This window comes from Bacillus sp. 0209A (assembly GCF_036765095.1).
GTDB classification, from domain to species: Bacteria; Bacillota; Bacilli; order Bacillales; family Bacillaceae; genus Bacillus; species Bacillus subtilis_G.
The window spans coordinates 220,319-242,408 of the sequence record NZ_JBAIZV010000003.1 but is presented as its reverse complement, the minus strand read 5'-3'; the positions used below and the strand labels follow the sequence as shown (position 1 = coordinate 242,408).

At 43.7% G+C, this 22,090-nt stretch carries 25 protein-coding genes; all 25 read left to right on the top strand.

Annotated elements, in window-relative coordinates; all coding sequences use genetic code 11:
• Window positions 1-167: 167 nt before the first annotated feature.
• The 25 genes from hbs to qcrB all read left to right on the top strand — a co-directional run bounded on the left by hbs (window position 168) and on the right by qcrB (window position 22,085).
• Window positions 168-446, top strand: coding sequence for a non-specific DNA-binding protein Hbs (gene hbs, locus V6D44_RS11860; RefSeq protein ID WP_003153447.1), 279 nt, complete (start codon window positions 168-170; stop codon window positions 444-446).
• Between the two features lie 187 nt (window positions 447-633).
• On the top strand, window positions 634-1,206 hold the full coding sequence (folE, locus tag V6D44_RS11855) for a GTP cyclohydrolase I FolE (RefSeq protein WP_202327382.1): 573 nt from the start codon (window positions 634-636) through the stop codon (window positions 1,204-1,206).
• Between the two features lie 21 nt (window positions 1,207-1,227).
• Window positions 1,228-1,455 (top strand): trp RNA-binding attenuation protein MtrB, encoded by a 228-nt coding sequence (gene mtrB, locus V6D44_RS11850; RefSeq protein ID WP_087990544.1) that lies wholly within the window; start codon window positions 1,228-1,230, stop codon window positions 1,453-1,455.
• 163 nt (window positions 1,456-1,618) lie between these two features.
• Window positions 1,619-2,374 carry a heptaprenyl diphosphate synthase component 1 gene (hepS, locus tag V6D44_RS11845; protein WP_064812849.1) on the top strand — a complete coding sequence of 252 codons (756 nt, stop codon included), beginning with the start codon at window positions 1,619-1,621 and terminating at the stop codon, window positions 2,372-2,374.
• A 6-nt stretch (window positions 2,375-2,380) separates the two neighbouring features.
• On the top strand, window positions 2,381-3,082 hold the full coding sequence (menG, locus tag V6D44_RS11840) for a demethylmenaquinone methyltransferase (RefSeq protein ID WP_087990542.1): 702 nt from the start codon (window positions 2,381-2,383) through the stop codon (window positions 3,080-3,082).
• Window positions 3,083-3,107: 25 nt separating this feature from the next.
• On the top strand, window positions 3,108-4,070 hold the full coding sequence (hepT, locus tag V6D44_RS11835; RefSeq protein WP_176365272.1) for a heptaprenyl diphosphate synthase component II: 963 nt from the start codon (window positions 3,108-3,110) through the stop codon (window positions 4,068-4,070).
• A 114-nt stretch (window positions 4,071-4,184) separates the two neighbouring features.
• On the top strand, window positions 4,185-4,634 hold the full coding sequence (gene ndk, locus V6D44_RS11830; protein ID WP_087990540.1) for a nucleoside-diphosphate kinase: 450 nt from the start codon (window positions 4,185-4,187) through the stop codon (window positions 4,632-4,634).
• A gap of 233 nt (window positions 4,635-4,867) precedes the next feature.
• Window positions 4,868-5,638, top strand: coding sequence for a protein-glutamate O-methyltransferase (locus V6D44_RS11825; RefSeq protein WP_202327384.1), 771 nt, complete (start codon window positions 4,868-4,870; stop codon window positions 5,636-5,638).
• 74 nt (window positions 5,639-5,712) lie between these two features.
• The gene (gene aroC / locus V6D44_RS11820; protein WP_202327392.1) at window positions 5,713-6,885 is read left to right on the top strand and encodes a chorismate synthase; all 1,173 of its coding nucleotides are present in this window, start codon (window positions 5,713-5,715) and stop codon (window positions 6,883-6,885) included.
• Window positions 6,885-7,973: a 3-dehydroquinate synthase gene (gene aroB, locus V6D44_RS11815; protein WP_087990537.1), complete on the top strand. Its 1,089-nt coding sequence runs from the start codon at window positions 6,885-6,887 to the stop codon at window positions 7,971-7,973. Before aroC ends, aroB begins: the two co-directional genes overlap by 1 nt.
• On the top strand, window positions 7,970-8,353 hold the full coding sequence (gene aroH, locus V6D44_RS11810; protein ID WP_087990536.1) for a chorismate mutase: 384 nt from the start codon (window positions 7,970-7,972) through the stop codon (window positions 8,351-8,353). The genes aroB and aroH overlap by 4 nt, the downstream gene beginning before the upstream one ends.
• 213 nt (window positions 8,354-8,566) lie before the next feature.
• Window positions 8,567-10,114, top strand: a complete 1,548-nt coding sequence (gene trpE / locus V6D44_RS11805) for an anthranilate synthase component I (protein ID WP_202327394.1) — start codon at window positions 8,567-8,569, stop codon at window positions 10,112-10,114.
• A complete protein-coding gene (gene trpD, locus V6D44_RS11800) occupies window positions 10,086-11,102 on the top strand; it encodes an anthranilate phosphoribosyltransferase (RefSeq protein ID WP_087990534.1) in 1,017 nt (338 codons plus the stop codon). Before trpE ends, trpD begins: the two co-directional genes overlap by 29 nt.
• On the top strand, window positions 11,095-11,847 hold the full coding sequence (trpC, locus tag V6D44_RS11795; RefSeq protein ID WP_202327396.1) for an indole-3-glycerol phosphate synthase TrpC: 753 nt from the start codon (window positions 11,095-11,097) through the stop codon (window positions 11,845-11,847). The genes trpD and trpC overlap by 8 nt, the downstream gene beginning before the upstream one ends.
• A 4-nt stretch (window positions 11,848-11,851) precedes the next feature.
• Entirely contained in the window at window positions 11,852-12,499 is a 648-nt protein-coding gene (locus V6D44_RS11790; RefSeq protein ID WP_333516537.1) for a phosphoribosylanthranilate isomerase, read from the top strand.
• On the top strand, window positions 12,480-13,682 hold the full coding sequence (gene trpB / locus V6D44_RS11785; protein ID WP_087990531.1) for a tryptophan synthase subunit beta: 1,203 nt from the start codon (window positions 12,480-12,482) through the stop codon (window positions 13,680-13,682). Before V6D44_RS11790 ends, trpB begins: the two co-directional genes overlap by 20 nt.
• Complete coding sequence (trpA, locus tag V6D44_RS11780) at window positions 13,675-14,481, top strand: tryptophan synthase subunit alpha (RefSeq protein WP_087990530.1); 807 nt, start codon at window positions 13,675-13,677, stop codon at window positions 14,479-14,481. The genes trpB and trpA overlap by 8 nt, the downstream gene beginning before the upstream one ends.
• Window positions 14,482-14,487: 6 nt before the next feature.
• Entirely contained in the window at window positions 14,488-15,570 is a 1,083-nt protein-coding gene (hisC, locus tag V6D44_RS11775; protein ID WP_087990529.1) for a histidinol-phosphate transaminase, read from the top strand.
• Window positions 15,571-15,618: 48 nt separating this feature from the next.
• Window positions 15,619-16,734: a prephenate dehydrogenase gene (locus V6D44_RS11770; RefSeq protein ID WP_087990528.1), complete on the top strand. Its 1,116-nt coding sequence runs from the start codon at window positions 15,619-15,621 to the stop codon at window positions 16,732-16,734.
• An 11-nt stretch (window positions 16,735-16,745) separates the two neighbouring features.
• Complete coding sequence (gene aroA, locus V6D44_RS11765; protein WP_087990527.1) at window positions 16,746-18,032, top strand: 3-phosphoshikimate 1-carboxyvinyltransferase; 1,287 nt, start codon at window positions 16,746-16,748, stop codon at window positions 18,030-18,032.
• A 347-nt stretch (window positions 18,033-18,379) separates the two neighbouring features.
• Window positions 18,380-19,651, top strand: a complete 1,272-nt coding sequence (locus V6D44_RS11760; protein ID WP_087990526.1) for a tetratricopeptide repeat protein — start codon at window positions 18,380-18,382, stop codon at window positions 19,649-19,651.
• Between the two features lie 71 nt (window positions 19,652-19,722).
• Complete coding sequence (locus V6D44_RS11755) at window positions 19,723-20,262, top strand: ReoY family proteolytic degradation factor (protein WP_087990525.1); 540 nt, start codon at window positions 19,723-19,725, stop codon at window positions 20,260-20,262.
• 54 nt (window positions 20,263-20,316) lie between these two features.
• The gene (locus tag V6D44_RS11750) at window positions 20,317-20,760 is read left to right on the top strand and encodes a YpiF family protein (protein ID WP_333516535.1); all 444 of its coding nucleotides are present in this window, start codon (window positions 20,317-20,319) and stop codon (window positions 20,758-20,760) included.
• A gap of 145 nt (window positions 20,761-20,905) precedes the next feature.
• On the top strand, window positions 20,906-21,409 hold the full coding sequence (locus V6D44_RS11745) for a ubiquinol-cytochrome c reductase iron-sulfur subunit (protein ID WP_333516534.1): 504 nt from the start codon (window positions 20,906-20,908) through the stop codon (window positions 21,407-21,409).
• A 1-nt stretch (window position 21,410) separates the two neighbouring features.
• Window positions 21,411-22,085 carry a menaquinol-cytochrome c reductase cytochrome b subunit gene (qcrB, locus tag V6D44_RS11740; RefSeq protein WP_003225560.1) on the top strand — a complete coding sequence of 225 codons (675 nt, stop codon included), beginning with the start codon at window positions 21,411-21,413 and terminating at the stop codon, window positions 22,083-22,085.
• The last annotated feature ends 5 nt before the right edge of the window (window positions 22,086-22,090 follow it).

Genomic DNA, 22,090 nt, shown 5'->3' with positions numbered 1-22,090 from the left:
TGTTGGACAAACATTCCTCAGAGTGCAGTTTTTCTTAAAAAGCCGTTTAATTGTCTTTCTCTTGCCTGCTCTGATTTTTTTCTGGGCCAGGTTTAGAATCAGACTGAACTGTGAAGAAATGATAATAAACGAACTGAATGTATCCCTTTTGGGAGGAGGTGAAAGGCATGAACAAAACAGAACTTATCAATGCGGTTGCAGAAGCAAGCGAATTGTCTAAAAAAGACGCTACAAAAGCAGTTGACTCTGTTTTTGATACGATCTTAGATGCACTTAAAAACGGTGATAAAATTCAACTGATCGGTTTTGGTAACTTCGAGGTGCGTGAACGTTCTGCACGTAAAGGACGCAACCCTCAAACAGGTGAAGAAATCGAAATTCCAGCGAGCAAAGTACCTGCTTTCAAACCAGGTAAAGCGCTTAAAGACGCAGTTGCCGGAAAATAATTGTGAATATAGATCGTGTATGCATCTAGCTTACATACACTTTATTTCTTCACAGAAAAGCCCCTTTCCAAGGGGCTTTTCATATTTCAAGGGCATGGGCTTCCTGACAGGGCATTCACTTTGCTTTTAGCGGGGCATGTGTGCTAGAATCGAAATTAAATGTATTCATTGGTGGAGGACATAGAACATGAAAGAAGTTAATAAAGAGCAAATCGAACAAGCTGTTCGTCAAATTTTAGAAGCGATCGGAGAAGACCCGAACAGAGAAGGGCTTCTTGATACTCCGAAAAGAGTCGCAAAGATGTACGCCGAAGTATTCTCCGGCTTGAATGAAGACCCAAAAGAACATTTCCAGACTATCTTCGGTGAAAACCATGAGGAGCTTGTTCTTGTAAAAGATATCGCGTTTCATTCTATGTGTGAGCATCACCTTGTTCCCTTTTATGGAAAAGCGCACGTTGCATATATACCGCGAGGCGGAAAGGTCACAGGGCTCAGTAAATTGGCGCGTGCCGTTGAAGCCGTTGCAAAGCGTCCGCAGCTTCAGGAGCGTATCACATCTACAATTGCGGAAAGCATCGTAGAAACGCTTGACCCGTATGGCGTCATGGTAGTGGTTGAAGCAGAACACATGTGCATGACGATGCGCGGTGTGAGAAAACCGGGTGCAAAAACCGTCACTTCAGCAGTCAGAGGCATTTTTAAAGATGATGCAGCTGCCCGTGCCGAAGTATTGGAACATATTAAACACCAGGACTAATAAAGATAGAGGGTGCTAGAAATGAACGAAAAGCATTCAAGTGATTTTGTCATCATAAAAGCGGTTGAAGACGGAGTGAATGTGATCGGCCTGACAAGAGGAACCGATACAAAGTTTCACCATTCCGAAAAACTCGACAAGGGAGAAGTAATCATCGCTCAGTTTACAGAGCATACTTCGGCCATTAAAATCAGAGGAGAGGCACTCATTCAAACCGCATACGGAGAAATGAAAAGCGAAAAAAAATAAGCTGGCTGTCCCCGCTGTTAAAAGCAAATGCTCGCAAACAGCGGGAGGATACAGCCAATTTCTTTTTTTTATGCTATAATGATACATGCGTAAGTGAATGAAAAGATAAAACTCATACATAGATTAAGAAATAAATGTGAATTTGGGGACAAGGGTGATATTTTTGCAAGACATCTACGGAACTTTAGCCAATCTGAACACAAAATTAAAACAAAAGCTGTCTCATCCTTATTTAGCGAAGCATATTTCTGCGCCGAAAATTGATGAGGATAAGCTTCTTCTTTTTCATGCTTTATTTGAAGAAGCCGACATAAAAAACAATGACAGAGAAAATTATATTGTAACAGCGATGCTTGTACAAAGCGCCCTTGATACCCATGATGAAGTGACGACAGCCAGAGTCATAAAACGAGACGAAAACAAAAACCGCCAATTGACTGTTCTCGCAGGCGATTATTTCAGCGGGCTGTACTACTCTTTACTATCTGAAATGAAGGATATCTACATGATTCGGACGCTTGCTACAGCTATCAAAGAAATCAATGAACACAAAATTCGGCTATATGACCGTTCTTTCAAGGATGAACACGATTTTTTCGAAAGTGTCGGCATTGTTGAGTCAGCTTTATTCCATCGGGTGGCGGAACACTTCAACCTCCCGCGCTGGAAAAAGCTGTCGAGTGATTTTTTTGTATTTAAGCGGCTTATGAACGGGAATGATACATTTCTGGATGTGATCGGCAGTTTTATACAGCTGGGAAAAACAAAAGAAGAGATATTAGAAGATTGTTTTAAAAAAGCGAAAAACAGCATTGAGTCACTTCTGCCTCTAAATTCACCTATTCAGCATATTTTATTAAACCGCCTGAAGACAATCAGCCAAGATCAAACCTATCATCAGAAAGTGGAAGAAGGGTAAACCATTATGCAGGACTCAAAAGAACAGCGCGTACACGGAGTATTTGAAAAAATATATAAAAACTACGACCAAATGAACTCTGTCATCAGTTTTCAGCAGCATAAAAAATGGCGCGACAAAACGATGCGCATCATGAATGTAAAAGAAGGCGCCAAGGCACTTGATGTCTGCTGCGGAACGGCTGACTGGACGATCGCTCTTGCAAAAGCAGCCGGTAAAAGCGGTGAGATCAAGGGCTTGGACTTCAGTGAAAATATGCTGAGTGTCGGCCAGCAGAAAGTAAAAGACGGCGGATTCAGCCAAATTGAACTGCTGCACGGAAATGCGATGGAGCTTCCCTTTGATGATGATACATTTGATTATGTGACCATTGGCTTCGGACTGCGCAATGTCCCTGATTACTTGACCGTACTGAAAGAGATGAGACGTGTGGTGAAGCCGGGCGGCCAGGTGGTATGTCTGGAAACGTCCCAGCCGGAAACGTTCGGATTCAGACAGGCTTACTTTATGTACTTTAAGTATATTATGCCGTTTTTCGGGAAATTGTTTGCGAAGAGCTATAAAGAATATTCTTGGCTTCAAGAATCAGCCAGAGAATTCCCTGGAATGAAAGAACTGGCGGGCCTGTTTGAAGAGGCGGGCTTGAAAAATGTCAAATATCATTCGTTTACTGGCGGAGTCGCTGCCACGCATATCGGATGGAAATGAAAACACAGATGTTTGGGTGAATGATATGAAATTTAAAATGGCCTACTCTTTTTTAAATGACGATATTGATGTAATTGAAAGAGAACTTGAACAAACCGTACGTTCCGATTACCCGCTTTTAAGCGAGGCGGGTCTTCATCTGCTGCAGGCGGGAGGGAAACGCATACGCCCTGTTTTCGTGCTGCTTTCCGGCATGTTTGGCGATTATGACATTAATAAGATTAAATATGTCGCCGTCACTTTGGAAATGATTCACATGGCATCTTTGGTTCATGATGATGTCATTGACGATGCGGAGCTTCGCAGAGGGAAGCCGACAATCAAAGCAAAGTGGGACAATCGCATTGCGATGTACACAGGTGATTATATGCTTGCGGGATCTCTTGAAATGATGACGAGAATTAACGAACCGAAAGCCCATAGGATTTTGTCGCAGACGATTGTTGAAGTTTGTCTTGGGGAAATCGAGCAGATCAAAGACAAATACAACATGGAACAAAACCTCAGAACATATCTCCGCCGCATCAAAAGAAAAACGGCGCTCCTTATCGCGGTCAGCTGCCAGCTCGGTGCCATTGCGTCCGGCGCTGATGAAAAGATTCATAAGGCGCTGTACTGGTTTGGGTATTACGTCGGCATGTCTTATCAAATCATTGATGATATTCTTGATTTTACTTCAACGGAAGAAGAGCTGGGCAAACCTGTTGGAGGAGATTTACTTCAAGGAAATGTTACATTGCCAGTGCTGTATGCCCTGAAAAATCCAGCATTAAAAAATCAGCTTAAATTGATTAACACCGAGACAACGCAGGAACAGCTTGAGCCGATCATTGAAGAAATGAAAAAAACAGATGCAATTGAAGCATCTATGGCAGTAAGCGAAATGTATCTGCAGAAAGCTTTCCAGAAATTAAACACGCTTCCGAGAGGGCGTGCACGTTCGTCTCTTGCGGCCATCGCAAAATATATCGGAAAAAGAAAATTTTAATTTTGTAGATATTTAGAAATTTCTCCGCCCCGGATTGATTAATTTTCAGAAAGATGTTACGATTTCGGTGTGCAGTGTGAAAGCCTATACATACATAATGATGGGGTGGAGAATGTGATGGAAAAGACTTTTATTATGGTGAAACCAGACGGTGTCCAACGTCAGCTCATTGGTGATATTTTGTCGAGATTCGAACGTAAGGGCTTACAATTATCTGGTGCCAAGTTAATGAGAGTGACTGAACAAATAGCTGAGAAACACTACGCCGAACATCAAGGGAAGCCTTTCTTCGGAGAGCTCGTTGAGTTTATTACTTCAGGACCTGTATTCGCAATGGTTTGGGAAGGCGAAAATGTCATTGAAGTGACACGACAGCTGATCGGAAAGACAAATCCTAAAGAAGCTTTGCCTGGCACAATTCGTGGAGATTATGGCATGTTTGTCGGAAAAAACATCATCCACGGCTCTGATTCTCTCGAAAGTGCTGAACGCGAGATTAACATTTTCTTTAAGAATGAAGAATTAGTATCATATCAACAGCTCATGGCAGGCTGGATCTATTAATCATTATGAAAATAAGTAGCAGGGCCGGCACTATGTAATGACGCCGGTTTTCGTTTTCTTTTGTAAAGGTTTACATTAAGTGAATAAGGGGTTAATGGCAATGTTGATCAGATTCCTGCCTTCCCAATGATCTAAAATCAGCTGAAAAGCTGATTTTTTTATTGAAACAATACAATTTTCTGAGAAAACAAGCTATACTAGGACAAAAAGACAGCGAGACTGGGAGAGTAGAGATGGATACATACAGCTTATTTATAACAAAATGGAAACAATTAACCGGTGTTGATTTAACTTTATATAAAGAAGCACAAATGAAGAGAAGGCTGACGTCGCTTTATGAGAAAAAGGGGTTTCAAAGCTTTAAGGATTTTGCGGCAGCCTTGGAAAAGGATCAAGCGCTCTTAAATGAAACACTGGACAGAATGACGATTAATGTTTCTGAATTTTATCGTAATTATAAAAGATGGGAAGTGCTTGAGACTGCTATTCTGCCGTTAATCAAGCATTCTAAGCCTTTAAAGATATGGAGTGCCGCCTGCTCAACGGGTGAGGAGCCTTATACGCTTGCCATGCTTTTGAATCAGCAAAAAGGTCTTCCCGGCTTTCAGATTCTGGCGACTGATATTGATGAAAAAGCATTGGAGAAAGCGAAAAAAGGCGTGTATCAGGAGCGGTCTTTACAGGAAGTGCCGACATCTGTGAAGGATCGTTATTTTACTCAGCATGCAAATAGAAGTTATGAAGTAAAACCGGAAATCAAAAATAATATTACATTCAAAAAGCACAATCTGCTGGCGGACCGTTATGAACAAGAATTTGACTTAATCGTGTGCCGAAATGTATTGATTTATTTTACAGAAAGCGCAAAGGATGAGCTTTATTTAAAAATGGCACAGAGCCTGAAAAAGAATGGGATTCTTTTTGTCGGCAGCACCGAGCAAATCTTCAATCCTGAGAAATTCGGCCTGGTTTCAGCTGATACATTCTTTTATCAAAAAAGATAGACTGACTTTTTGCTGAAAAATATGTTATAGTAGTTTTACTTAAAAGCGTTAATGCGATGAAGGGAGAAGAAGTCATGAGATATTTAACAGCCGGAGAATCACACGGCCCCCAACTGACGACCATTATTGAAGGTGTGCCTGCCGGGCTTTACATAATGGAGGAAGATATCAATTTTGAGCTTGCCAGACGCCAAAAAGGCCACGGCCGCGGCCGCCGCATGCAGATTGAAAAAGACCAGGCCAAAATTATGAGCGGGGTGCGCCATGCCCGAACGCTCGGTTCACCAATTGCTCTCGCAGTAGAAAACAACGACTGGAAACATTGGACTAAAATCATGGGTCCGGCTCCGATTACAGAGGATGAAGAAAAGGAAATGAAGCGTCAAATTTCCAGACCGAGACCAGGTCACGCTGACTTAAACGGTGCGATTAAATATAATCATCGCGATATGAGAAATGTGCTGGAGCGCTCTTCAGCAAGGGAAACAACTGTCAGAGTGGCGGCAGGAGCTGTCGCTAAAAAGATTCTTTCTGAGCTGGGCATTAAGGTGGCGGGCCATGTATTGCAAATTGGCGCAGTTAAAGCTGAGAAAACAGAATATACGTCAATTGATGACCTGCAGCGTGTCACGGAGGAGTCTCCGGTCAGATGCTACGATGAAGAAGCAGGCAACAAAATGATGGCTGCCATTGATGAAGCGAAGGCAAACGGCGATTCCATCGGCGGAATTGTAGAAGTCATTGTCGAGGGAATGCCAGTAGGCGTGGGCAGCTACGTCCATTATGACCGCAAGCTGGACAGCAAGCTTGCTGCTGCTGTACTTTCAATTAACGCATTTAAAGGTGTTGAATTCGGCATCGGCTTTGAGGCGGCCGGCAGAAATGGAAGCGAAGTTCATGATGAGATCATTTGGGACGAGGAAAAGGGATATACTCGCGCTACAAACAGACTTGGAGGACTGGAAGGCGGCATGACAACAGGTATGCCGATTGTTGTCCGCGGGGTCATGAAGCCGATTCCGACTTTGTATAAACCGCTGAAAAGCGTGGATATTGAAACAAAAGAACCATTTTCTGCCAGCATTGAACGTTCAGACAGCTGTGCAGTGCCTGCGGCAAGTGTAGTAGCTGAAGCCGCTGTCGCATGGGAAATTGCGAACGCAGTCGTTGAACAATTCGGCTTAGATCAAATCGACCGCATTAGAGAAAATGTGGAGAATATGAGAAAACTGTCGAGGGAATTTTAATGAGAACACTGCATGTTCAAACCGCTTCCTCGTCGTATCCTGTTTTTATCGGACAAGGCATCAGAAAAGAGGTTTGTGAACTATTAACCTCTTTAAACAGGCCTTTAACACGAATTATGCTTGTCACAGATGAAGAGGTGGATCGCCTGTATGGTGATGAAATGCTTCATTTGCTGGAAGAAAAATGGCCTGTGAAAAAAGTGACGGTGCCGAGCGGAGAGCAGGCGAAATCTATGGACATGTACACAAAACTGCAGAGTGAAGCGATTCGTTTTCATATGGATCGCTCCTCATGCATCATCGCATTCGGTGGCGGTGTTGTAGGAGATCTTGCCGGATTTGTGGCTGCTACTTTTATGCGCGGCATTGATTTTATTCAAATGCCTACGACGCTTTTAGCGCATGACAGCGCCGTCGGAGGAAAAGTGGCCGTGAATCATCCGCTCGGAAAAAATCTAATCGGTGCGTTTTATCAGCCGAAAGCCGTGCTCTACGATACAGACTTCCTTCGTTCTCTGTCCGAAAAGGAGCTTCGGTCCGGGATGGCAGAAGTGATTAAACACGCTTTTATCTATGACAAATCGTTTCTGGAAGAGCTGCTGAATATCCATTCATTGCACGATATTACAAGTGATCAGCTGAATGATATGATTTTTAAAGGCATTTCAATTAAAGCGTCTGTTGTTCAGCAGGATGAAAAAGAAGAGGGGATAAGAGCTTACTTAAACTTTGGACATACGCTCGGCCATGCCGTTGAGGCGGAATATGGATACGGGCAGATCACTCACGGTGATGCCGTAGCCCTCGGGATGCAGTTTGCTTTATATTTAAGCGAAAAGACAGCGGGCTGTGAAATGGACAGAAAACGTTTGGTCAGCTGGCTAAAAAGCTTGGGGTATCCAAGTCGAATCAAAAAAGAGGCGCAATCTTCAGTTCTTTTAGATCGCATGATGAATGATAAGAAAACCCGCGGCGGGATGATTCAGTTTATCGTGCTCAACGAATTAGGAAAAGTTGCTGATCGCACATTTTCCAAAAATGAACTAGAGAGCTGGCTGAACAAATGGCGATTGGAGGTAACATCATGATGATTCGCGGAATTCGCGGAGCAACTACAGTTGGACGGGATACTGAAGAAGAAATTTTACAAAAAACAAAACAGCTGTTAGAGAAAATCATAGAAGAAAACAAAACAAAGCCCGAAGATGTTGTTCAAATGCTTCTTTCGGCGACACCTGATTTGCACTCCGTTTTTCCGGCAAAAGCTGTTCGTGAGCTTTCAGGCTGGCAGTATGTGCCGGTAACATGTATGCAGGAAATGGATGTGGCCGGTGGTCTGAAAAAGTGCATAAGAGTCATGATGACCGTCCAGACAGATGTTCCTCAGGATCAGATCAGACATGTATATTTAGAAAAAGCCGTCGTATTAAGACCCGATTTATCATTGACAAAAAATACTGAATTGTAATACGATAAGAACAGCTTAGAAATACACAAGAGCGTGTATAAAGCGATTAAATGAGTTGAGTCAGAGAATAGGGTAGCAGAGAATGAGTTTAGTTGAGCTGAGACATGTATGTTTATTCTACCCAAAAGAAGCCTTTCTTTTGGGTTTATTTGTTATATCGTTTTATCCTCTCATGCCATCTTCTCATTCTCCTTGCCAAAAGGAGTGAGAGTTATGAATTTCCAATCAAACATTTCTGCATTTTTAGAGGACAGCTTGTCCTCCCACACTATACCGATTGTGGAGACCTTCACAGTCGATACGCTGACACCCATTCAAATGATAGAGAAGCTCGACAGGGAGATTACATATCTTCTTGAAAGCAAGGATGATACATCCAGTTGGTCAAGATATTCGTTTATCGGCCTGAATCCATTTCTCACGATTAAAGAAGAGGAGAGCCGTTTTACAGCTGCTGATCAGGACGGCAGATCTCTTTACACAGGAAACGAATTAAAAGAAGTGCTGAACTGGATGAATACCACGTACAAAATCAAAACGCCGGAGCTTGGTATTCCTTTTGTCGGCGGTGCTGTCGGATACTTAAGCTATGATATGATTCCGCTGATTGAGTCATCTGTTCCTCCGCACGCAAAGGAAACAGGATTGGAAAAGTGTATGCTCTTTGTTTGTCGGACATTAATTGCGTATGATCATGAAACCAAAAATGTCCACTTTATCCAATATGCGAGACTCAATGGACAAGAAACAGAAAACGAAAAAATCGATGTGTTTCATCAACATCATCAGGAGCTCCAAGATCTCATTGAAAAAATGATGAATCAAAAAAATATAAAAGAGCTGTTTCTATCTGCTGATTCATATCAGACACCCAGCTTTGAAACCGTGTCTTCTAATTATGAAAAATCGGCTTTTATGGCTGATGTAGAGAAAATCAAAGAATATATAAAAGCGGGCGATATCTTCCAAGGCGTTTTGTCACAGAAATTTGAGATTCCGATAAAAGCAGAGGCCTTTGAATTATACCGAGTGCTTAGGATCGTCAATCCTTCTCCGTATATGTATTATATGAAACTCCAAGACAGAGAAATAGTCGGCAGCTCTCCAGAACGGTTAATCCACGTTCAGGACGGGCACTTGGAAATCCATCCGATTGCCGGAACGAGAAAACGAGGCGCAGACAAAGAGGAGGATGAAAAACTCAAAGCTGAGCTGATGAAGGATGATAAAGAAAAAGCGGAGCACTACATGCTCGTTGATCTTGCTCGGAACGATGTCGGCAGAGTAGCAGAATACGGATCTGTTTCTGTGCCGGAGTTCACCAAAATTGTCTCCTTTTCGCATGTTATGCACATTATCTCAGTGGTTACTGGCCGCTTGAAAGAAGGTGTTCATCCTGTCGATGCACTGATGTCCGCTTTCCCGGCAGGAACTTTAACAGGTGCTCCAAAAATCCGTGCCATGCAGCTTTTGCAAGAGCTTGAGCCCACGCCGAGAGAGACATACGGCGGCTGTATCGCTTACATCGGATTTGACGGGAATATCGATTCTTGTATTACGATTCGCACGATGAGTGTAAAGAACGGTGTTGCATCAATACAAGCAGGAGCTGGTATTGTTGCTGATTCTATTCCGGAATCCGAATATGAAGAAAGCTGCAATAAAGCGGGTGCGCTGCTGAAAACGATTCATATTGCAGAAGACATGTTCCATAGCAAGGAGGATAAAGCTGATGAACAAATTTCTACAATTGTGCGTTGACGGAAAAACACTTACTGCCGGTGAGGCTGAAGCACTGATGAATATGATGATGACAGCGGAAATGGCTCCTTCTGAAATGGGCGGTATATTGTCTATCCTTGCCCATCGGGGAGAAACGCCAGCAGAGCTTACGGGTTTTGTGAAGGCGATGCGGGCGCGAGCTCTTGCAGTCGATGGACTTCCTGATGTAGTTGATACATGCGGTACCGGAGGAGATGGTGTTTCCACTTTTAATATCTCAACAGCATCGGCAATTGTTGCCTCTGCAGCCGGTGCAAAAATCGCTAAGCACGGCAATCGCTCTGTCTCTTCTAAAAGCGGAAGCGCTGATGTACTAGAGGAGTTAGAGGTTCCGATTCAAACTACTCCCGAGAAGGTTAAAAGCAGCATTGAAACTTACAATATGGGTTTTCTCTTTGCCCCGCTTTATCATTCGTCTATGAAACATGTAGCCGGTACAAGAAAAGAACTAGGTTTTAGAACGGTATTTAATCTGCTCGGACCGCTCAGCAATCCTTTACAAGCGAAGCGTCAGGTGATCGGAGTCTATTCCGCTGAAAAAGCGGGACTAATGGCAAGCGCGCTGGAGCCGTTTCAGCCGAAGCACGTCCTGTTCGTAGCAAGCCGTGACGGTTTAGATGAGCTTTCCATTACAGCACCGACTGATGTAATTGAATTAAAGGACGGGGAGCGCCGGGAATATACCGTATCACCCGAAGATTTCGGTTTCACAAATGGCAGACTTGAAGATTTACAGGTGCAGTCACCGAAAGAGAGTGCCTATCTCATTCAGAATATTTTTGAAAATAAAAGCAGCAGTTCCGCTTTATCTATTACTGCTTTTAATGCAGGGGCTGCGATATACACGGCGGGGATTACCGCCTCATTGAAGGAAGGAACCGAGCTAGCGTTAGAGACGATTACAAGCGGAGGCGCAGCCGCGCAGCTCGAACGACTAAAGCAGAAAGAGGAAGAGATCTATGCTTGAAAACATCATCAAACAAAAGAAAGAAGAAGTAAAAACACTGGTCCTGCCGGAAGAGCAGCCTTTCGAAAAACGTTCATTTAAAGAGGCGCTGGCAAGCCCGAATCGGTTTATCGGGTTGATTGCCGAAGTGAAGAAAGCTTCGCCGTCTAAGGGGCTTATTAAAAAGGATTTTGTCCCTGAGCGGATTGCAAAAGACTATCAAAATGCGATGGCAGATGCGCTTTCCGTTTTAACTGACACCCCGTTTTTTCAAGGGGAAAACAGCTATTTATCAGACGTGAAGCGCGCTGTTTCAATACCTGTACTTAGAAAAGATTTTATTATTGATTCTCTGCAAGTGGAGGAATCAAAAAGAATCGGAGCGGATGCCATATTGTTAATCGGTGAGGCGCTTGATCCTTTCCAACTTCACGAACTGTATCTGGAAGCAGGTGAAAAGCAGCTGGACGTGTTAGTGGAGGTTCATGATGCATCAACGCTTGAACAAATATTGAAAGTGTTCACACCTGATATTCTCGGCATCAACAATCGAAACTTAAAAACATTTGAAACCTCTATAAAACAGACAGAACAAATCGCAACTCTAGTTCCGAAAGAATCACTGCTAGTCAGCGAAAGCGGGATCGGTTCTTTAGAACACTTAACATTCGTCAAAGAACAAGGGGCACAAGCTGTGCTTATCGGTGAATCATTGATGAGACAAACATCACAGCAAAAAGCAATCTATGCTTTGTTTGGGGAGTGAGGATGTGAAGAAGCCGGCATTAAAATATTGCGGCATACGGTCATTGCAGGATTTGCAGCTTGCAGCGGACTCACAGGCTGATTATCTGGGCTTTATTTTTGCTGAAAGCAAACGAAAAGTATCTCCGCAAGATGTGAAAAAGTGGCTGAGTCAAGTTCGTGTCGAAAAACAGGTTGCAGGGGTTTTTGTTAATGAATCGATAGAGATGATGTCACGCATTGCCGAAGACTTGAATCTCGACGTCATTCAGCTTCACGGTGATGAGGAACCTGAGGATGCCGAGGCGCTTCGCATGCTGACAGATTGTGAAATATGGAAGGCGCTTCACCATCATGAGAACACAACTCAAGAAATAGCCCGCTTTAAAGGTGATGTGGACGGCTTTGTGATTGATTCATCTGTCAAAGGGGCAAGAGGCGGCACTGGTGTTGCTTTTTCGTGGGATTGTGTGCCGGAATACCAGCAGGCGGCTATAGGCAAACGCTGTTTTATCGCAGGCGGCGTGAATCCTGATACCATCACAGACCTATTGAAATATCATCCGGCAGGAATTGACCTAGCCAGCGGAATCGAAAAAAACGGACAAAAAGATCAGAATCTGATGAGGCTTTTAGAAGAAAGGATGAATCAATATGTATCCATATCCGAATGAAATAGGCAGATACGGCGATTTTGGCGGAAAGTTTGTTCCGGAAACACTGATGCAGCCATTAGAAGAAATTGAAACCGCATTTAAAGAAATCAAGGATGATCCTGTTTTTCGTAATGAATATTACAAGCTGTTAAATGACTATTCCGGTAGGCCGACTGCACTCACTTTCGCTGATCGAGTTACTGAGTATTTAGGCGGCGCGAAAATTTATTTGAAACGAGAAGATTTGAACCATACAGGGTCTCATAAAATCAATAATGCGTTAGGTCAAGCGCTGCTCGCTAAGAAAATGGGAAAAACGAAAATCATTGCAGAAACCGGCGCTGGTCAACACGGTGTTGCCGCAGCGACAGTCGCAGCTAAATTCGGCTTTTCCTGCACTGTGTTTATGGGCGAGGAGGATGTTGCCCGCCAGTCTCTGAATGTTTTCCGCATGAAGCTGCTTGGAGCGGAAGTTGTGCCTGTAACAAGCGGAAACGGCACATTGAAGGATGCCACAAATGAGGCGATTCGGTACTGGGTTCAACATTGCGAGGATCATTTTTACATGATTGGATCAGTTGTCGGACCGCACCCTTATCCGCAAGTGGTTCGTGAATTTCAAAAAATGATCGGAGAAGAAGCGAAGGATCAGCTGAAACGCATTGAAGGCGCTCTGCCTGATAAAGTAGTGGCGTGTGTAGGCGGAGGAAGCAATGCGATGGGCATGTTTCAGTCGTTTTTAGATGAAGACGTTGAACTGATCGGTGCTGAAGCAGCCGGAAAAGGAATTGATACCCCTCTTCATGCCGCTACTATCTCGAAAGGAACCGTAGGCGTTATTCACGGTTCATTGACTTATCTCATTCAAGATGAGTTCGGGCAAATTATTGAGCCTTACTCCATTTCAGCAGGACTCGACTACCCTGGAATCGGTCCGGAGCACGCTTATTTGCATAAGAGCGGCCGTGTCACTTATGACAGTATCACAGACGAAGAAGCGGTGGATGCATTAAAACTCTTATCAGAAAAAGAAGGAATTTTGCCGGCGATTGAATCTGCCCATGCGTTAGCGAAAGCATTCAAACTCGCCAAAGAGATGGATCGCAATCAAATCATTCTTGTCTGTTTATCAGGACGGGGAGATAAGGATGTCAACACATTAATGAATGTATTGGAAGAAGAGGTGAAAGCGCATGTTTAAATTAAACCTTCAAGCGCCAGAAAAATTGTTTATCCCGTTTATTACAGCGGGTGATCCATTGCCTGAGGTTTCGATTGAACTGGCGAAGTCTCTCCAAAAAGCAGGTGCCACGGCATTGGAGCTTGGTGTTCCATACTCAGACCCGCTTGCAGACGGTCCGGTGATCCAGAGAGCTTCAAAGCGGGCGCTTGATCATGGAATGAATATCGTAAAGGCAATCGAATTAGGCGGAAAAATGAAAAAAAACGGAGTGGATATTCCGATTATCCTCTTTACGTATTATAATCCTGTGTTACAATTGAACAAAGAATACTTTTTCGCTTTACTGCGGGAAAATCATATTGACGGTCTGCTTGTTCCGGATCTGCCATTAGAAGAAAGCGCCAGCCTCCAAGCGGAATGCAAAAATCATGAGGTGACGTATATTTCTTTGGTTGCGCCGACAAGCGAAAGCCGTTTGAAAACCATTATTGAACAAGCCGAGGGCTTCGTCTACTGTGTATCTTCTCTAGGTGTGACCGGTGTCCGCAATGAGTTCAATTCATCCGTCTATCCGTTCATCCGGGCAGTGAAGGATCTCAGTACTGTTCCGGTTGCTGTAGGATTCGGTATTTCAAACCGCGAACAGGTTATGAAGATGAATAAAATTTGTGACGGTGTCGTAGTGGGAAGTGCGCTCGTCAGAAAAATAGAAGAGCTAAAGGACCGGCTCATCAGCGCTGAAACGAGAGATCAAGCGCTGCAGGAGTTTGAAGATTACGCAACGGCGTTTGGCGGCTTGTACAGTTTAAAGAGGTGACTGGATTTGCGTATCAAAGAACATTTAAAACAGCTGAAGCCTTATCAGCCTGGTAAGCCGATTGAAGCAGTGAAATTAGAATATGGCTTGGATAAAGTCGTGAAGCTAGCTTCAAATGAGAACCCTTACGGCTGTTCAGAAGCGGCAAAAGAGGCGCTTCATCATGAGATTCAACAGCTTGCCCTTTACCCCGATGGGTATAGCGCCGCTTTGCGGACAAGGCTCAGTGAGCACCTCAATGTCAGCGAAACATCGCTTATTTTCGGAAACGGTTCAGATGAAATCATTCAGATCATCTGCCGGGCATTTTTAAATGAGAAAACCAACACGATAACTGCTGCACCGACTTTTCCGCAATATAAACACAATGCGGTCATTGAAGGTGCTGAAGTTCGTGAAATCGCACTTCGTCCTGACGGCTCACATGATGTAGACGCCATGCTTGAAGCGATTGACGAACAGACACAAGTCGTTTGGATATGCAGCCCGAATAACCCGACTGGCACTTATACATCAGAAGGAGAATTACTTGCTTTTCTGGAGCGCGTGCCTTCTCGTGTCCTCGTTGTGCTTGACGAAGCATATTATGAATATGTAACAGCAGAGGATTACCCGGAAACCGTGCCGCTCTTAAGCAACTATTCCAATCTAATGATATTGCGCACATTTTCAAAGGCTTACGGACTGGCAGCGCTCAGAGTCGGATACGGAATTGCTGACGAGAACCTGATTCGCCAGATTGAGCCGGCCAGAGAGCCTTTTAACACGAGCCGTCTAGGCCAGGCTGCGGCGATCGCAGCGCTTGATGACCAAGCGTTTATTACGTCCTGTGTCGAGCAAAATAAAGCAGGCCTTCAGCAATATTTTGATTTTGCTCAGACTCATGGTTTAAAGTGCTACCCTTCAGAAACAAATTTTGTGTTAATAGACTGTAACCGTCCTTCCGATGAACTGTTTCAGGCTCTCCTGGAAAAAGGCTATATTGTCCGGTCAGGAAATGCATTAGGTTTCCCGACATCACTCCGGATAACGATCGGAACAAAAGAGCAAAATGAAGAAATCCTTGCAATTTTAGCTGAAATTTTATAAGAGGTGATTAAATATCACCTCTTTAGTCTATAAACCAGGTGATGACGTATGAATCGAATGAAAGACACAATATTGCTCGCCGGTCTCGGATTGATAGGCGGTTCGATTGCGTTAGCGATCAAAAAAAAGCATCCCGGCAAACGGATTATCGGGATCGACATTTCTGATGAACAGGCGGTAGCCGCTTTAAAATTAGGTGTGATTGACGAGCGTGCTGATTCGTTTATTAGCGGTGCGAAAGAGGCAGCTACAGTGATCATTGCGACACCTGTCGCGCAAACGCTGCTTATGCTTGATGAGCTGGCTCATTCAGGAATTGAACACCAGCTTTTGATTACCGATGTAGGAAGCACAAAGCAAAAAGTGGTTCAATATGCTGATCAAGTGCTGCCTAGCCGCTATCAATTTGTCGGAGGGCATCCGATGGCGGGGTCACACAAATCAGGAGTGGCTGCTGCGAAGGAATTCCTGTTTGAAAATGCATTTTATATTTTAACGCCAGGGCATAAAACGGAAAGACAAGCGGTAGAACAGTTAAAAAACCTGCTGAACGGGACAAATGCCCATTTTGTGGAAATGTCACCGGAAGAGCATGATGGCGTGACAAGCGTGATCAGTCATTTTCCGCATATTGTCGCAGCAAGCCTTGTTCACCAAACCCATCATTCGGAAGAGCTTTATCCGCTTGTTAAGCGTTTTGCTGCCGGCGGGTTCAGGGATATTACGAGGATTGCATCGAGCAGCCCGGCAATGTGGCGGGATATTCTATTACATAATAAAGATAAAATCTTGGATCGTTTTGATGAGTGGATTCGAGAAATCGAGACGATCCGGACATATGTAGAACAAGAAGATGCGGAAAATCTATTTCGTTATTTTAAAAACGCTAAGGATTATCGCGACGGGCTGCCGCTTCGGCAGAAGGGTGCGATCCCTGCATTTTATGATTTATATGTGGATGTTCCCGACCATCCGGGTGTGATTTCCGAGATAACGGCTATATTAGCTGCGGAGCGCATCAGTATTACGAATATCCGCATTATTGAAACACGAGAAGATATTAACGGGATTTTAAGGATCAGTTTTCAGTCTGATGACGATCGCAAACGGGCTGAACATTGCATTGAAGCCCGGGCGGAATATGAAACTTTTTATGCTGATTGAGGTGGAAAATAATGAAAAGAGAAAAGGTGCAGGCTTTAAACGGAGAAATACAGATTCCCGGTGATAAATCCATTTCTCATCGCTCCGTCATGTTTGGGGCGCTGGCGAAAGGCACAACAACTGTTAAAAACTTTCTGCCGGGAGCGGATTGTCTGAGCACGATCGATTGCTTTAGAAAAATGGGTGTTCAAATCGAGCAAAACGGCAGCGATGTAGTGATTTACGGAAAAGGAATCGATTCCCTGAGCGAGCCAGAAAGCTTTTTAGACGTCGGAAATTCAGGCACAACGATTCGCCTGATGCTCGGAATTTTGGCGGGCCGTCCTTTTTACAGTGCGGTAGCTGGAGATGAGAGCATTGCAAAGCGCCCTATGAAACGTGTAACTGAGCCTTTGAAACAAATGGGGGCTAAAATCGACGGCAGATCCGGCGGAGAATTTACACCTCTGTCAGTGAGCGGCGCTTCATTAAAAGGAATTGATTTTGTCTCACCTGTTGCAAGCGCGCAAATTAAATCGGCTGTTTTGCTGGCCGGACTGCAAGCTGAGGGCACAACAACCGTCACAGAGTCTCATAAATCTCGTGACCACACTGAGCGGATGCTTTCTGCTTTTGGGGTTAAACTTTCTGAAGATCAAACGAGTGTTTCTATTGCAGGAGGCCAGAAACTGACAGCTGCAGATATTTTTGTTCCTGGGGACATTTCTTCAGCGGCGTTTTTCCTTGCTGCGGGTGCAATGGTTCCAAACAGCAGCATTGTACTGAAAAACGTAGGTTTAAATCCGACTCGGACAGGTATCATTGACGTCCTTCAAAACATGGGGGCAAAACTTGACATCAAACCGTCTGCTGACAGCAGTGCGGAGCCTTACGGAGATTTGGTCATAGAAACGTCATCTCTAAAAGCGGTTGAAATCGGAGGAAATATTATTCCGCGTTTAATTGATGAAATCCCTATCATCGCGCTTCTTGCGACTCAGGCGGAAGGAATCACCGTAATTAAGGACGCGGCAGAGCTTAAAGTAAAAGAAACAAACCGCATTGACACTGTGGTTTCCGAGCTTCGTAAGCTGGGTGCTGAGATTGAACCGACAGCAGATGGAATGATGATTCATGGCAAACAAACACTAAAAGGCGGCGCCACAGTGTCCAGTCATGGAGATCATCGAATCGGAATGATGCTTGGCATCGCTTCCTCTATAACGGAGGAGCCGATTGAAATCGAGCAGACAGATGCCATTCATGTCTCTTATCCAACCTTCTTCGAGCATTTAACGACGCTTTCAAACAAATCCTGAAGTTCTTGCTTCAGGATTTTTTGTGCGGATTGGCTGTAAGAATCATAATTCAAGGAAAAAAACATAGCTTGTCTTATAGAGGGAAAAGAAAAACGAAAAGGGGGGATTTGCTTTACTTACAAGCCGGCAGGTCAGAGAGCTGCTTTACTGTACAGAGGGCGATCTTCCTTTTTTCATTTTCTATCTCAAGATCTTTTGGTAAACTAAAAAGACTCAATCATTCCCTGCCGTACAGCAAGCATCTTATTTGCCGGGGGCAATCGTCTGAATTATGATAAGATTAACCCCAACAAATAAAGTTTTTTGTATGGTTGATGTTGTATAGGAAAAGAAAGGACCGGTCCGATTTGAATACATTGATTCAAGAAGCCATAAAATTAGTTGAAGCAGGTGAAACAGAAAAAGGCCTCAATACTCTGTCAAAAGCCGAAAAACAGCTCCATGATGAAGATAAAGCCATCGCAGCCCAGCTGTATTACGAGTGGGGCAATGTAGAAAAAGCGATTTCACTGATCAGTGACTTACATGATTTATATCCGAATGAAACAGAACTGACGAATTTTTATGCTGAACTTTTAATAGATATTGACGAAGAAGAAAAAGCCCTCGCTGTGCTGGAAACCATTCCGGAAACAGATCCATCATATCCGGAAAGTTTGCTGCTTATGGCGGATCTTTATCAGATGCAGGGGTTATTCGAAGTCAGTGAACAAAAGCTTTTACAAGCAAAGTCCATTTTGGCCAATGAACCCATTATTGATTTCGCACTGGGTGAACTTTACTTTACTCAGGGAGCCTATGCAAAAGCGGTTCAATATTTTAAAACAACGGCTGAGGAGCAGAGTGAGATCGGTGGCGTTAACGTCCATCAAAGACTTGCAGAATCGTTAAGTGCCTCAGGTGAATTTGAGGATGCCATTCCGTGGTACGAGAAAGCTGCTGATGAGAATCCTGATCCTAATACGATTTTCGGCTATGGGTTTACAGCCTTACAGGCGGGGTTTGTTAAAACAGCGATTAAGCAGCTGTCTGATTTAAAGGGGCTTGATCCGTCTTATTCTTCACTTTATATGCCGCTTTCGAAAAGCTATGAAGCTGAAGGAATGTATGAAGAGGCATTAAAAACGGCAAAAGAGGGTATCAGTTATGATGAATATAACAAAGAACTTTTCCTCTATGCTGCAAAAATGGCCTTGAAAATCGGGAAGTCAGAAGATGGGAAAAAGCTGCTTCAGGAGGCGCTTGCGCTTGATCCGGGCTTCGTCGAAGCACTTCATACACTGCTTGCCGTGTATCATAAAGAAGAGGATTATGAACTGATCATTGATCTTATTCAAGAGGTGCGCGGCTACGGAGAAGAAGATCCGAAATACAACTGGTATCTTGCAAGCGCATATACCGAATTGGAGCATTACGAGAAAGCAAAACAATCCTTTGAGGCTGCCTTTCTTCACTACCGGGATGACAGAGATTTCTTATATGAATACGGAAGCTTCCTGTTAGAAGAAGGCCTTCAAAAAGAAGCGCTGCCGCTTTTGAAAAAGGTTCTTGAAATTGACGGAACCAATGAAGAGCTGGAAGAAACGATTTTGCGAATCGAAGATGAATTTTCTAGATAAGCAGGAATGATCACCATTCATGTGGAACATATAAGTATATAGATTATACGAACGATAGAGGAGGGAATTACATGCAGACCCCTGTTTCTGTCAATGAGAAAAAGGATTTTATCCGTTGGTTTTTAAACCATTATCAGTTAAAGCGCCGAGAGTGCGTTTGGATCTTGAACTACTTAATGAGCCATGATTCTCTCATGGAAAAGGTTCATTTTGTAGAGCAGGCAGAATTTTGTCCGAGAGGCATCATCATGTCAACACATTGTGTTGAAGAAGTTCCGTTTCGGTTCTATAAAGAGAATGTCATGACAACCGACGCGGAAAAATCTTTTCATGATATTAGATTAAATAAACAGCAGGATTTGTTTATCCAGCTTAATTTCCGTTCAGCTTACAGCTCACCTGAGTATGCGGCGGTGCTGGAGTCCAATCCGCATATTCCAAAGGATCTGTTTGAGAACAAAAAAGATCAGGGGTTGGCTGAACAAATTTTGGAGCACGCTATTTCTACATTCCAAAAAGAAAAATTATTAAAAGATATTGACGACGCGCTAGATCGTCATGATAAAGACGCATTTGAACAATTATCGCGCCAATTGAATCAGCTCACATAATAAGACCAGCCTTGCAGCGTATTGCAAGGCTTGTTGTCGTAAAGGGGGAGAACGATGAGGTGGAGAATCACTGATGCCAAGGACTATTTACAAGCAAAAGATTATATTGATACCGCTGTCATTCCACTAATTAACATTAAAGTAGGGGGCCATTTCAAAATGGCGGCCGAGAAAGGCGAATTCACGCAGCTTCTGTCAGAAGAACTGGAAAGGCAGCTAAAGGGACGGGTATATTTACTGCCCCCTTATATATATGTTGATAGAAATGAAAAAACCGTTCATGGACTACAAGATTTACGGGAAGAGCTCATATCAGAATTTCCGCATGTTGTGTTGCTCACATCTGACGAAAATTGGAAAAACGAGCATGCATTAGGTGAAATCATTGTGACACCGTCTGTTCCGTTAGAGCATTTGAATGACTCTTTAAAAAGAAAAATATTAGATGAACGCACTGCTGAAATTTTGAACGTTTTGTTACAGTTGTGGAGCACTTAATAAAAACACTTACATTTCCTGATAAACAATATTTTGGCTATATTGACCTTGTTGAGAGATTCATATATTATGAGGGTGTCTAGTGTTATTGCAATATTTTCTATTTTAGTCAGTTTGCAGGGGTGACCTAGAGGGGGGAGAAAAGATGGGCGGAAAACATGATATATCCAGACGTCAATTTTTAAATTATACGCTTACAGGCGTAGGGGGTTTTATGGCGGCTAGTATGCTCATGCCTATGGTTCGCTTCGCACTCGACCCGGTATTAAAATCGACAGGAAAGCAGGATATGGTTCAGGTTGTCAGCGTAGATGAGCTGACAAAAGAACCGCAGCGTTTTGATTTCAAAATTAATCAAGTCGATGCCTGGTATGAGTCAGAAGAGTCAAGATCAGCCTGGGTCTTCAAAAACGAGGATGAAATTGTAGCGCTTTCGCCAATTTGCAAACATTTAGGATGTACGGTGAACTGGAATAGTGATCCTAAAAATCCGAATAAATTCTTTTGTCCATGCCATTACGGACTCTATGAAAAGGACGGCACCAATGTCCCGGGCACGCCGCCGCTAGCGCCTCTTGATCATTATGAGCAAGAAGTAAAAGACGGCTTCCTGTATCTTGGAAAAGCAAAGCCTAAGGGGGAAGGGTGACATGCTGAACAAAATTTATGACTGGGTAGATGAGCGGCTTGATATTACACCGATGTGGAGGGATATTGCCGATCACGAAGTACCGGAACATGTAAATCCCGCCCATCATTTCTCTGCGTTTGTGTATTGCTTTGGAGGATTGACGTTTTTTGTAACCGTTATCCAAGTGTTATCTGGAATGTTTTTAACGATGTACTATGTGCCGGATATTAAAAATGCCTGGGAATCGGTATATTATTTGCAAAATGAAGTGGCATTCGGCCAGATTGTCAGGGGGATGCACCACTGGGGTGCGAGCCTGGTCATTGTGATGATGTTTTTACATACGCTGAGGGTCTTTTTCCAAGGGGCGTATAAAAAGCCGCGCGAGCTGAACTGGATTGTCGGTGTGCTGATCTTTTTTGTCATGCTCGGGCTTGGCTTTACAGGTTACTTGCTGCCTTGGGACATGAAGGCTCTGTTCGCAACAAAAGTCGGGCTGCAGATCGCTGAAGCCACGCCTTTGATCGGGACGCAAGTCAAAACACTCCTTGCGGGGCACCCGGATATTGTAGGCGCCCAAACGCTGACTAGGTTTTTTGCGATCCATGTATTCTTTCTTCCTGCCGCATTGTTCGGGCTGATGGCTGCACATTTTATTATGATCCGAAAGCAGGGGATTTCAGGACCGCTTTAAACTCT